Here is a 13,271-nt window from a genome sequence, read left to right on the forward strand (position 1 = left end):
TTTCCTTCAACGCCCTTCAGCAACTTCGCAGGGGATAGGTGAACTTCTCTGGCATTAGAATTCACTTTTCGCATTGAAAGATTTATGCCAGTTCCATCTCTTTTGTTTGGTAAAGATTATCTGAATGATATCCTAAAAAGGCCAGTTACTAAAACCGTAAGCTATTAAAGAGTAAAAATTATATCTTTATAAATAGTATAAAAAATTTATTAATCGTACCGACAATTAAGGATGCAATGTTATCTCCATATAATATCATATGCATATTCAGCAAGATTTTGTGTTCTTGCCATTATTAATTCTTCAGTCCACTCATCTTGTGGATTTCCATTCAAAAATTCTTGAACAACATAATAATTTGAATTTTGATATACCATTTTTTTTGCAATAAAATCTACTGTTGCCGCATTACCATTAATCATTTCACCCATAGGTAACAAGTTACCAATAGAACCGATAATAGCTAATGGAATAGTCTGGTCAGATTGATTTTTTATATGCTCCAGCGATAAATCGCTTGGTTCAAATTCGTTAGTAGAACGTAGTTTTCTTTCCATTTTAGTAAAAATATATTGTATCAGTTTCTTATTACTTGTATTTTTATTTAAAAACTGTAGTCCTACAAATTTATTTATAAAGTATTCTCTGGTTGGTTTTCTCTCTTCCAACGTCTGGATTACATCTGCAATTATTTCACTACACTCTCTTGTATTTGTGGCATATGTCAAGTTTCTTGCGTTTTTTGCATATATACCTTCAATACCTGATGGGCGCAAACTACAAATTGCATTAAACATAAAATGAAAGTTTTCAATTTTATTTAATGTTTGAATTAACCTTCTTTGCTTTATAAAACCTCTGGATCTTGCCTTGAATAAAGAAAGTAAAAACGAACGCATAATACTCACATTGAAAATACTTAAAGAATTTAGTGAGTTATATATCCCCCTCTGATCTGATTGCGGCCAATCAGTGAGTAACGGTACTGAAATTTTTATATAAGCGTTACAATCAGCATGCAACTCTAAGAGATAATTTTCAGATGTTATATTTCCAGCATCCCATTGCTTTTTAAAAGCTTTATATATATTACGTTTACTTGTGTATGCAAACTTTGTGGTCCAATGATTTATGGAATATTCCTCTAAACTAATTCGTGTTTCTCTAGATGATAGCTCCCTTATTATCTCATTCCATTTTGTTTTAGCAAAATCAATTGGATATGTACTAACCCACTCTTGTAGAACTTTATTTTTAATCAAATCAATAGGGCTAAGATTAATTCCTCTTGCATTTAAAATTTCAAATATAGTATAAGCATCATCACTATTTAATACGTTTACCCTGATAACCTTTAAATGATCTAGTATTAAATCTAGAAACAGATTAAGCAATTCACTATATCTTTGATTATCAATTTCATCTTCAATTCCTAAAGCCTTCTTTAATGATGGTTTTGATATTAACCTAGAAATTTGAGCAAAAGCAGATCTAACTAACTCGTCCTCTTCTGACTCTGGTTCAGATGGATGTCTTTGTAAATCTTGAATTGCGAGTTTAAAATAATTAGTTTGAGATCTTTTATCTAATTTAGGGAATTCTACACCTCGCCTATCTGATGCTTTAATATACGTACTGAACGTTGAGCTTGCAGCACGAACATCACCTATCTCATTCATTGCTCTACAAATTGCTGAAATAAACATTGTAATAACAGTTAATCGCTGTTGACCATCAACAACTTCGACTTCAAAGTCTTCTTCACGTCCAGCAAGAACAAGAGTACCTAAAAAATATTCCTCACAAATAAACGAGTTCTCTTCTTTTTGCATATTCCCAATCAAATCAGCCCATAGTTCATCGATATTCTCTTTAGTCCAAGAGAAGTCACGTTGGTAACGAGGAATAAAATATTGTTTATTAACGGATAACAGGGCATTGATTGTTACTGGATCGGCTTGAAAGTGCATAGAATATACTCTAAAATTTTTCAGATTATATGCTTGTCATTAATCAATGACGAACATGTTAAGGTTATACATTAAGCAGCATTACTGCTCATGATTTCCGGCTTGCTTGAATTATTACATTTGCTTTCAACCAAAAAACAATATGCCTGAGGGCTTCAATTACTTGAAGTTCGTCAACTGAATTATGCCCCTCGATTTCAACACATTGATCGTTTAGATAAGCATTAAACTCATTAAATTTTGTCTCATTTTATTGTAAATATCCGCTTGAATACCTTCGGCAATAGCACAAAAGAACAGGAAAGCCATTACTTTATGGCCAAAAAATATACCATCCTCATTTTTCACGTGATAAATATCCACGATTCTATTACGGCAGTACTAATTCCCCTGAATCGTATGCCCTATCAAATTCTGCTTTGGCATCGGCTTTATGGTTTAGGCAGTTAACCATATGTTCATCTGACTTATAGTTTTTGCAGTCTTCAGGGACGATATAGTATTTGCGCCATGCTTCGGCTTTACGTATGCGTGCCGCTTCGTTTTGTTGTGCTATTCGTCGTTGTTCCGCAGCCCGCTGAATTGCAATTTGTTGCTGTTGGTATTCAGCAAGCTGACGCTCTTTTACAGCTTGTTGATGAGCTTTTTCTCGCTGTTGCTGCTGTAGCGCGATTTCGTTTATTTCTTGCTTAACCCGATATTCGACATAGCTTAGATAGCCAATTCGAACTAACAAAGTAACCAAGCTCGCTAGCAAGATCCCTAAGGTAATTTGTAAAACTGATTTCATTCCAAAATCCATTTCTATTCTGAACAGCTCTTTTCATCAGAAAACATAAATACTACGGGATACACCCGAATTGGCATTGTTGCACCAGTGACCTTCTAAAACATGGATGTTTTAGTAGAGCCTACAGGGATGTATTTACGGCGTGTCACTGGTGTAACAGTGCAAAAGCCTGCGGCAGGCAATTAGCTACACTGATAATCGGCAGAGATAACATTGCTAATTAGCAGCGCCCAGCAAAGCAGCACTATCAAAACGTTTTAACTTTGTCGTTCGACAAAGCTTTCCCATAGCTACCGCACTTGGCTAACGGTCATTAGCCAATCATGGTAAGGGCTGGATAGTTCAGGAGGCGTTTCTTGCGAGATAAAGATACATCTTCCTGATGCAAGTGAACTGAACCGAGGTCACGATTAAGTTTCATCCTTGTTAAAAACCTAAGATAACGTTCTGTTTAATATCTGTCTACCACTTTCACATTACAAATTAACTAGTTAAGTGATGACTAATCTTGGCACATAGCTTTTATGAGCAAACCCACAACACCACTGCTAATGGGAACGCCAGAAGTGGCACTGTTGCACCAGTGACCTTCTAAAACATGGATGTTTTAGTAGAGCCTACAGGGACGCATTCACGGCGTGTCACTGGTGTAACAGTGCAAAAGCCTGCGGCAGGCAATGAGTTACAAAGTTACTTTGCAGCGACACAATTGCCAGTTCGCGATACCAAGCGAACCAGCAATATCATCGGGTGTGGGTTGAAGACCCACGACTTTAAACATATCTCGGCCGAAAGGCCGCAGCAAATGTGCCCCCGCATCCCAAAATTCCCTTTTGCAATTCGGCAACCCCTAACCTTGTAGGTACTTCCCAAAGAAATCCAAGGTTCTTGCCCATGCGAGCTCGGCGGTTGGCTCATCGTAGCGGGCGGTGGAATCGTTATGGAAACCATGATTCACATTGGGATAGAGGTAGGCAATATACTCGGCCTTGTTAGCCTTTAATTGGATTTCGTAATCGGCCCAAGTGTCGTTAATCCGTTGATCTAAAGCGGCAAATTGCAACATCAGCGGGCCTGTGACTCGGCTGCGAAGCTCTGTTGCCGCAGGGGTACCATAAAAAGGCACGCCAGCCGCGAGTTCATCGGGAATGCTGGCGGCGATCATATTTACTATGTAGCCACCAAAGCAGAAACCGACGGCGCCGAGTTTGCCATTACTCTGGGGATGCGCCTTTAAAAAACGGGCGGCAGCGATAAAATCCTGCTCGATTTTGGCTCTGTCGAGGCTGGCTTGCATGGCGCGGCCCGCATCGTCATTACCGGGATAACCGCCGAGGCTGTAAAGCGCATCGGGGGCGAAGGCGATGTAACCCTTGGCCGCTAAGCGGCGGGCCACATCTTCGATATAGGGATTCAGGCCACGATTTTCATGCACCACTAACACCACAGGGGCTTTTTTAGTGGGGTCTAAGGTCTTAGGATCGCCCGCCTCTTTACCGGGAATAAGCATAGAAGCTGGCATCACTAAATAGCCGCGCCCTTCGCCATAGCCCTCGGGGGAGGGAAACTTCACATAACTGGCTTGAATGCTGGAATCGTTAAAGGAGACTTGTTCGGCTAAGGCATAGTTGGGCATGAGTGCGCCAGTGAGCGTTGTCATGGTAAACCCCAGTGCCACAAGACCGGCGAGGCGAGCCATAAACTCGCGGCGGTCGATGATGCCGTGGGCATATTCATCGTACCAATCAAAGGCCTCCTGCGGGATAGGCTGCGAAGCATGCGCGTTATTATCGGACTTGGGTTGTGGGCTCATCGTTCTTTCTCCATTGAACAAGCTACCACAGGTTTATCTTCCCTAGCTTGTGAGTTATCTAGCGGCGTTAACAAGAGTAAAGGATGAAGCCTTATCAGGGCAATCGGCTTTCTCTCCTTAAACCACTATTCATCATGCAAACTTACGACTGATCTTGCCCCCAAATTGGCATGAGCTTTTTATTCCCTAGAGGATTTTTTGTGTATAATGTCGCCAATTTTTAGATTAATAGATTTACATTTCAATAACATAAGTTGCCGATGGAGTTCAAATGGCTATAGGGATATGCAGGGTAATTTGTACCAGTCTCACGCTCACCTTGGGATTAACGGCGTGCGATAGCGCTGGCTCCAATAAATCGGGGGGCATCCCCAGCGCACGCGAATATCAGGTGATTTCGACCCTCAGCATCAATGATGGTATCGAAACCCAAAAGCACATGCAGGGGCGCGTGCTACTGAATTACCAGTTGCAGGATGCTCAAGGTAAAGCGACCAGCTTAACTACCCCATTAACCAATGATGCCCACTTCTTCGTTCAGCCGAGCCTGATGCAATTAAGCGATCGCGGCCTGCCTATCCCCATCAGCAATATCGATCCGAAAAACAGCGGCAAAGAACTCACCTCCATCATTCAAGCGGGCTTTAATCTCGAACTGAAAAATGGTGACAACAATCGGCTTACGCCCGTTACCAAGATAGAGGAGAAGGATATCGCCGAGCTGTTTAACCGCTGGACGAGCCTTAAGTCCCTACTTGAGCAATCGCCTACCCTGCCCGTGCAGCTTGAGCCCCGCGTGGGTTATAGCACCAGCGCCCCCATGGATGAGCGGTTAATCTGGACGGTTGAACAAGTGAGCGACGATAGATTGCAGGCTTTGTTGCAGACTAAACAGCAACCGGGCGAAAACAGTCATCTTAAGGTTTACGGCAAGTTCGAGCTTAACCGTAAAACCGGTTGGTTAGAGAGCATGGCACTGTTTAAACAGGATGAACAGCGGGGTAAAACCTTTGTCCAGCGCATCGTTATGGCACCTAAGGATCGCCCCGATGTGATGAGCCTGCTTTGGTATGCCGATGACAACTACGATGCCGAGCGGGATATAGATGATAAGCAAAAAGAGCTTTATCCCATCAGCGATGTGCCGCGGGAATACAAGCCTATCGACAAGGCATTTATCCAATCCTTATTAGCTGATCACCAAGGGATTATTGATAATATTGGCGACTGGGGCAGCGATACTCCCGAGGAGATCCAACTGCGCTTTGTGCATGCCATGAGTCCGCAATATGTGGTCGGCAATATGCGCTATGAGGACATCACCGCCTTTGATGAGAGCGGAAAAGCGTTAGATCTCGACTTCTGGCAACACAGCACGGGGGCGGCGGTCAATTTCAGCCGCAACATTGAGTCGTCGACCAATATTATCGCCACGGGGTGGGATAACACCGCCGATAAACTCAAGCGGATAAGTTATATCAACGCTAAGCTCACCTTGGTTCCCGAGGCGAATAGCATCATCGATAAATCCTGGGACGAACTGCTCGCTACGCCCTATACCTTTGGCGATGCCAGCCTCACGATTCAGCCCCTAGATGCCAACGCTAAGCTATTTAAAGTAGTCATCAAGCAGAGCGACAGCCACAAGATCCACCTCGGTCTTCAGCAGTTAACAGGCAAAATGGCCTATGCCAGCCCCGAATCAGAATATCCTAAGTGGCTCACCCTGACCGATAAAGAACTGCTAACGGAATTGACCAGTGCCAATGATAGTCATCCGCTGACCACCAACGCACTGCTGCTTAAGTTAGACGAAATCCCAAAAACCTTAGTGTTAGTAACGAGTCAACCCCAACCTGAGCTCAGCCAAAGCAAGCAGATCCGTTTTGTTCCCGAAGCCGAGTACAACCAAAATCTTGCCAATCCCCTGAGCGAGTTTGGCAGCGTCAGCATCGGCGACCCCTTCTCGGATAAGCTGGCCTCGTCCAAGCCAGAAATCAGTGCGGTGAAAGATATAAAAACGGCAACTGAAAATGGCCACAACTTGTATATCCCCATGTCTGCCGCGTTAGCGACGGCCTGTAAGCCCGAAATAGAACAAGGCTTTAATGAAGGCACACAGACTGTGGCTTGGCAGTTTGTGCCCAATGGGCCCGAAGGCGCGGCTTACCATTTGATGACACCCGACCGCGTGCGCCAGTACTTCTACGATAAGCGCATTCAAGGCACTATCCATTGCAAAGGCGATATCCACTGGCAAACCTTGCCGCAATCTGTCACCGAGCGTCCTTGGTTAATCGATTTGCAAACCTGGCTGACCGATACGGGTTATGGCAAGGAGCCGAGCAAAGATTTACCCAATTACATTAGAGTCGAGAATGCTCAAGGCAAGCCACTAACGATTCGTTTGCCCGAAGAGACTGAGTATAGGATTGATGAGGTGCTGTTAGATGGCCGCTATTTAAGTGTCACAGGCGCCGCCGCTAAGGTGAGTTATATGACTATCTCCCAAGAAGCCGTCGATATTCCCTATGAATTCACCTTTAAACCTTTGCCTTAAGGAGCGGTTATGCGTCCATTTACTGTAAAACTGCTCCTAGGAGCGCTCGCCCTCATCAGTACCCATGCCAATGCGGAAAAGGTATTACTCGATGCCAATTGGAATGTCATAAAGGATGAAAAAAAGGCTCTGTACTATTTTGAGCAACCCGTTGATCAGACTGATGGTTACTACAAGATCGAGGTTTACTACAAAGAGAAGAATAGGCTTTTCTGCTCAACGGCCATCGCCGATAAAAATATTGGTAAGGCACTCACTAGCGAGCAATTTCGCGGACCTTATCAATGTAACTTCGACGATGGAAAACCCTACGAACAGGGCTTTCGTAACGCGCAAGGTCAGCTTGATGGCGTCATCAAAAAGTACATTGCCACGGGTCAGTTATATACTGAGTCACACTATGAAAATGGTGTGAAACAAGGCCTAGAAACGGGTTATTGGAATGGCGGCAATATCCGCTACAAAACCACCTTTAAAGATGGCCAAGAAGTCGGCATCAGCGAACATTTTGGACCAGAAGGTGAAGTCACCGCCAAAATCTGCCATGACCCTACCTGTGTGAGCCAATATTTTAACCTAGGCAAGCTCAATCGAGAGGAGCATAAGGTTGATGGTCTACTGCAAGGCACTGAGACCACTTGGGGGCTGAATGGACAAGTCATCTCGACCCAAGAGTGGTTTAAAGATAAAAAACACGGCGACTATTTCAGCTATTTTGACAATGGCAAGGTAGAGGAGCACTTCCAGTATCAACAGAATTATAAGGTCGGTGAGCAGCTTACTTATTTTGAAAATGGCCAGCTCAAATTAAAGGAAGTGACCAACGATAAGGGCGACGTCATCCAGTCCATCGAATACGATGACAAGGGTGTGATAAAACGCACCGCCGACAGCAAATACCAAGGTAATCGCTGGGTTTATCGCAAACAGCAGCGCTATCGCGACGGCCAATTGATTGAGACTCAAGAAGAGGACAAACTCAAAAACGGGTCGCTTTCTGAAACCTTCAAACAAGGCTTGTTAATCGAGCGTCAGGAGCTACTCAATAAGCAATTGAATGGCTTACAAATCAAATCCTTCGACTACAACGATGTCATCACCCTCACCCGTGAATATTATCAGGCGGGTAAGCGTGAAGGCGCCTATGAGACGGTAAAAATTGAGCCTGCCACGGGCAAAAGTCAGCTGGTAGAGCAAGGCCAGTATGCCAAGGATAAACAAGCAGGCACTTGGAAGAAATTTCAAGATGACGCCACTATCACCTATAGCCACGATGATAATGGCCAGCTCCACGGTGAATATCTCAACAAGACCAACTCAGGGCAGTTGCTTGAATCCATGCACTTTAAACATGGCAAACCCGATGGTTTAGTCCAGCGTTACGCCAGCAATGGCCAAGTGTACGAAAAAGGCGAATACCTTAATGAACTGCGCCAAGGCGATTGGGTATTCACCGATAACGAATTCCAATATCGCCCAAGCCCGAATCCTGAAAGACGCTCTTGGCATGGTCGCTTCGACAAGGGTAAGCAAGTCGGCCACTGGGAACTGCGTACAGTCGAGGATTATGTGCTTGAAATTGCTAGCTATGACGACCAAGGTAACTTGCATGGTAAGCAATACCAGTTTGAGAATAATGGCTCGATACAGGTGATTAATCATTACAATCACGGCCAGTTTTTAAATCAGGAAACACCGCCGCCCGTCTTACCCGTTGAAGATAGCGTGTTTCCTTTTTATTGACGAAAGCAAGTGGCGTTAAGCTGTTTAGCTTAACGCCAATCGCGTAAACTAACTCGCCGTGCACTCGGCCAAAGTGTACAGCATCAACATAGTGTAAACGTTAGGATTCTTATACTGGCCGCCCATTGCGCGGCCCTAAGATCCACAGCAAGGGATCAGCATGTACAACTCGCCATTTCGCTTTATTAGCCTCGCCATTGCCGGGAGCAGCCTAGTCGGCGTCCATGCTCAGGCGGCGCAAAACCTCTCCTCCATGATGGTCGAAATTCGCCAGCAGGACGGTATTCCCAGCTATTACAATCTCGCCACGGGCATGCCCTTAAATGGTGATATCGCCATCGTTCGCGATAACCAAGGTTATACTTTAGGGCAATTTTCGCAGGGGATACCGAATGGAAAATGGCAAGTATTTCATAGTAATAACAGCAGAATTGTCGAAGGTAACTATCAACTCGGTTACCAAGATGGCACCTGGCGACTGTTCGACTTAGATGGCGCCATGACCGAGGAGCAGCAATTTGCCAAGGGGGTTCCGGTTGGCGAATGGAAGGAATTTAGCGCCACGGGCAATGTTACCCAAAGCACCCTCTATAAAAATGGCCAAAAGTCCCAAGTAAAACGTTTCTTCCCGAGTGGCAAATTACAGGCGCAAGAAAGCTACCTCGATAACCTTCGCCACGGTAAATGGGAAAGCTTTTATGAAAACGGCACTCTATCCCAAAGCCAAACCTACGCTAATAACCAACTCTCAGGCCCCTACCTCGAGCAAAATGCCGAGGGTCAAGTCGTTGTAAGTGGCCGCTTCGATGCCGATGGCCGCCGCCAAGGTTTATGGGAAACCTTTTTCGACGATGGCACTAAGGCCAGTGCCAGCCAATTTAATCTCGATAAACTCGAGGGTGAAGAACGCACCTTTTATCCCAATGGCGAACTGGCAAGCCTGTGCCACTATCAAGCCGGGCTTCGCCACGGTAAATGCCAACAATTCAACGAACTGGGCAAACTCCAAGTGGAGGAGCAATACCTCAACGATGTACTAGAGGGACGCCAGCAATACTTTAACCTTGAGGGTGTGCTGACCAGCGATTTGAACTATAAGCAGGATATGCTCGCTGGCACGCAAAAGTATTTCCATCCCAACGGCCAACTGAAAGAGCTGCGAACCTATCAGAACTCGCAACTGGCCGATAATGGTCAATACCCCTTGCATGGCCCATCTGAGCGTTATGATGCGGACGGTAATCTTATCGAAAAAAGCAGCTACAACATGGGCTTGAAAGATGGGTTATTTGAACGCTATAACGGCGGTAAACTGCAAACCGCAGAGGTATGGAAGCTAGGTCAACGGGACGGAGAATTCCGTCGTTACCACACTAATGGCCAGCTCCGCAGCTTAGATGTGTACGTCGATGGCAAACTCACTGGCCGCTCCGAATCCTACTATGAGGATGGCTCGGTGAATGAACGCGGTGAGCGCATCGAAGGCGCGTGGGTCGGTAAATACGAATCCTTTTACGACAATGGCAAGCCAAGAGAACTCGCCCACTATCCCCACACGAAAGCGGATAACAGCAATAGCTATCCCCTCGATGGCCACTTTAGTCGTTGGTACTACAATGGCGATCTCAATGAGGAAGGAGATTATCAAAGCGGCGTAAAAGAAGGACTGTGGATCCAATATCAACAGGGGCAAAAACAAAAAGAACAGACCTTTGTTAACGGCAAACTCAATGGCAATTATGCCGAGTATTACCAAGGTCGCCGCCGCGTCACTGGCCAATATGAGGATAATCAAAAAACTGGTCTCTGGATTGATTACCGCTATGAAGCCAAAGACCCAACCTATGGCGCGATCCCCGAGGGCAATATCAGTCAGAAAACCCATTGGAAGGATAATAAACGTAACGGCACAAGCGAGTACTACAGCTTTAAGCAAGTGGTTTATCGTTTAGAAACCTATGATAACAATGATAAAACGGGCACCTATGCCGAATATTATCCTAACAATGGCCAGCTCAAACTGAGCGGCACTATGGATAAAGGTCAGCAAACAGGACTGTGGGAAAGCTGGTATGAGGATGGCATTTTAGCCGCCAGCAGCGAATTTTTAGATAATCAGCAGCATGGCAGCAGCAAAGAGTATTACAGCAATGGCCAGCTCAAACTCGAAGCCCAATACACTAAAGGCGAACTCGACGGCGAGCGCAGGGAATACCACCAAAATGGTAAACCTAAACTGAGTGAAACTTGGCTAAAAGGCCAGAAGGAAGGCAATGCCAGCTATTACCACACCAATGGCAAACTCGCCGAACAAGGCTCTTACCTTAAGGATCGCAGGGAAGGTTTATGGCAACAGTTTTGGCCCAATGGCGAAAAACGCAGTGAAGGCAGCTATATCGCCGACCGCCAAGCAGGGGATTGGAGCCACTACGATCAGCTCGGTAAGTTGATTAATACCGAGCATTTCTAATAGCTTACCGTTTCGATTCAACCCTCAGTGTTTAAAGATTGCTGAAGCTGCCTGTTTACGGTCAGCTTCAGCAATCACCTTAGGCTGTCATTTATGCTGTATGGCCGCCTTTCGCGTTGGCAGTAAAACGCATCCCAATAACAAACCACTCCCTAAACCACCTAGGTGCGCGGCATTATCCACACCGCCAAAGAGCCCCATCACAAGACTTGCAGTAACAAATAGGGTCAGATTCAGGGCGAGTGGCATATTGTCCGCCAAGGGCAATAAGCCTAACCAAATCCACATGATCAACACCCCAAATAATCCCATAATGGCGCCCGAGGCACCGATACTGATCATCGCCTCATACCAGCTAATACTGGCAATACTCGCCACTAAACCACAACATAAGTAGACCCCGAGTAAACGCCATTTACCCAGCAGAGGCTCCAAAAACATCCCCGCAAAAAACAGCCCATATAAATTAAAAACCAAATGCATCAGGCCGCCATGCAAAAACACATTACTGAGTAAACGCCAAACTTGCTGCTCAAGCACCAACTGCCGAAGGTTTGCACCCCAATCGAGTAACACGCTGTTTGGAAAAGCGATAAAGTGTTGACTGGCAAAGGCCATCAATACAAATATCAAGCTGTTGATATAGAGCAAGATAGGCGTGATAACAAAGCCCTGCCGAGGTTTAAATTCGGCTAAAAAGCCATACAGCTCCGCCTTAGGTTTTTCTAGGCTTAGCTGTGCCGCCTTAGACGCCTGTGTTTCATCCAGCTTTAACATCAGACTCATCAACAACCACAGAATGGCCCCAAAGCTTAACCAAGCGATAATCCACGCCAGTTTATGACCATTACGCGCCTCGAAGGGTTGATTCACTGGCATCAAGACGGTTTGATACCCCTCGAAGTAGACTGAGCTTTTTTGGGCTGCGGTGAGTAACTGACTGTAACGGTTCGACGGGCCGATACGGTCAAGATAGATAAAGTCATCAGGATTTAAGGCATTAAACTCTTGTTGGCTATGATGAATAAACTCTTGAAATAGCGCTTCTTTCTCCTGTTGTTCGAGTCGATTACTGATCGTTTTCTCATAAACTTTGCCATACCATGCCAAGGCCTTAGCACCGACCCGCCAACTCTCGTTACGTTTAGCGAAAATTGGCATCGCAATATACAGACTCATGCGCAGCTCACTGTTGCCCTTGCCTATGGGCTCAATATTGCGCTGCACCCCTATGTGTTTTTTGTCGATATAAAACTGATTTAATTGGTAATACTTGGTCTGCGGCTGATGCAATAGTGCATTGATGGACTCGAGTTGAGTCAACTTGCCCGTTGCGCTATTAAGGTATTCCTGCGCCACGATAGTGGGTACGGCCAGCAACAGCACGGCAATCACAAAATAGATAAAACGGCTATTACTCTTGGTAAAACGGAATAACTTAAGCCGAGGTCTTAAGTAGAAAAACAGTAAGGGCCAAGGCAATATCAGCGGCAACCAGAAATTGATAATCGATTCGTCAATGCTCAGCAGTTGGAACTCGATAATCAACAACCAATGGAGCAAGCTGTAACCTAAGACAAATAGCAGGCTGAGCAGTATAAAGGGCACATAGATCAACTGGAGTTTTTTTAAGATTAACGCCACACGCATATCATCCTTGAGAGAAAAATCCCGCCAATGATACGGCGTATCGCCACACAACGCACCCTTAGCGGGATGATTGCTTGGTTTTATACCAATCACATTAAATATCTAATCAGTTCAGAGCCTCACAGGCATCTCAATCCAAGGCGCATTGACGAAGAAATGGTTATTCCCTTTTAAGTCAATGTAACACGGGAGTGAGATGCCAGTGAGACTCCCCAAGGGCGGGGTTAAACGTACTTTATACTGCGTTTAAGGCTTTCGACAGAGCGCCACTATGC

General features: G+C 45.1%; 7 protein-coding genes. 3 read left to right on the forward strand and 4 right to left on the reverse strand.

The genetic code is table 11. The annotated features are described in order from the left end of the window. Positions 1-239 precede the first annotated feature (239 nt). The 3 genes from CBX96_RS09275 to CBX96_RS09290 form a co-directional block, all read right to left on the reverse strand. A complete protein-coding gene (locus CBX96_RS09275; RefSeq protein WP_109286485.1) occupies positions 240-1,970 on the reverse strand; it encodes a DUF262 domain-containing protein in 1,731 nt (576 codons plus the stop codon). A 370-nt stretch (positions 1,971-2,340) separates the two neighbouring features. Further along, positions 2,341-2,760 carry a hypothetical protein gene (locus CBX96_RS09280; RefSeq protein ID WP_109286486.1) on the reverse strand — a complete coding sequence of 140 codons (420 nt, stop codon included), beginning with the start codon at positions 2,758-2,760 and terminating at the stop codon, positions 2,341-2,343. 850 nt (positions 2,761-3,610) lie between these two features. Next, the gene (locus tag CBX96_RS09290) at positions 3,611-4,573 is read right to left on the reverse strand and encodes a dienelactone hydrolase family protein (RefSeq protein WP_109286488.1); all 963 of its coding nucleotides are present in this window, start codon (positions 4,571-4,573) and stop codon (positions 3,611-3,613) included. A gap of 271 nt (positions 4,574-4,844) precedes the next feature. On the opposite strand from CBX96_RS09290, the gene CBX96_RS09295 reads away from it, so the two are divergent. The 3 genes from CBX96_RS09295 (at position 4,845) to CBX96_RS09305 (ending at position 11,346) form a co-directional block, all read left to right on the forward strand. Further along, positions 4,845-7,133, forward strand: a complete 2,289-nt coding sequence (locus CBX96_RS09295; RefSeq protein WP_109286489.1) for a hypothetical protein — start codon at positions 4,845-4,847, stop codon at positions 7,131-7,133. A gap of 9 nt (positions 7,134-7,142) precedes the next feature. Continuing rightward, positions 7,143-8,876, forward strand: a complete 1,734-nt coding sequence (locus CBX96_RS09300; protein ID WP_109286490.1) for a toxin-antitoxin system YwqK family antitoxin — start codon at positions 7,143-7,145, stop codon at positions 8,874-8,876. Positions 8,877-9,036: 160 nt separating this feature from the next. Next, positions 9,037-11,346 (forward strand): toxin-antitoxin system YwqK family antitoxin, encoded by a 2,310-nt coding sequence (locus tag CBX96_RS09305; protein ID WP_109286491.1) that lies wholly within the window; start codon positions 9,037-9,039, stop codon positions 11,344-11,346. A gap of 87 nt (positions 11,347-11,433) precedes the next feature. On the opposite strand, the gene CBX96_RS09310 is transcribed toward CBX96_RS09305, so the two are convergent. Next, the gene (locus tag CBX96_RS09310; RefSeq protein WP_109286492.1) at positions 11,434-12,996 is read right to left on the reverse strand and encodes a rhomboid family intramembrane serine protease; all 1,563 of its coding nucleotides are present in this window, start codon (positions 12,994-12,996) and stop codon (positions 11,434-11,436) included. Between the last annotated feature and the right edge of the window lie 275 nt (positions 12,997-13,271).

Source organism: Shewanella sp. BC20, assembly GCF_003129585.1.
Classification (GTDB): domain Bacteria; phylum Pseudomonadota; class Gammaproteobacteria; order Enterobacterales; family Shewanellaceae; genus Shewanella; species Shewanella seohaensis.

Coding starts and splice junctions, on each gene's coding strand:
- CBX96_RS09275 (WP_109286485.1), bottom strand. CDS start 1,970: ATGCACTTTCAAGCCGATCCAGTAACAATCAATGCCCTGTTATCCGTT.
- CBX96_RS09290 (WP_109286488.1), bottom strand. CDS start 4,573: ATGAGCCCACAACCCAAGTCCGATAATAACGCGCATGCTTCGCAGCCT.
- CBX96_RS09310 (WP_109286492.1), bottom strand. CDS start 12,996: ATGCGTGTGGCGTTAATCTTAAAAAAACTCCAGTTGATCTATGTGCCC.
- CBX96_RS09305 (WP_109286491.1), top strand. CDS start 9,037: ATGTACAACTCGCCATTTCGCTTTATTAGCCTCGCCATTGCCGGGAGC.
- CBX96_RS09300 (WP_109286490.1), top strand. CDS start 7,143: ATGCGTCCATTTACTGTAAAACTGCTCCTAGGAGCGCTCGCCCTCATC.
- CBX96_RS09280 (WP_109286486.1), bottom strand. CDS start 2,760: ATGAAATCAGTTTTACAAATTACCTTAGGGATCTTGCTAGCGAGCTTG.
- CBX96_RS09295 (WP_109286489.1), top strand. CDS start 4,845: ATGGCTATAGGGATATGCAGGGTAATTTGTACCAGTCTCACGCTCACC.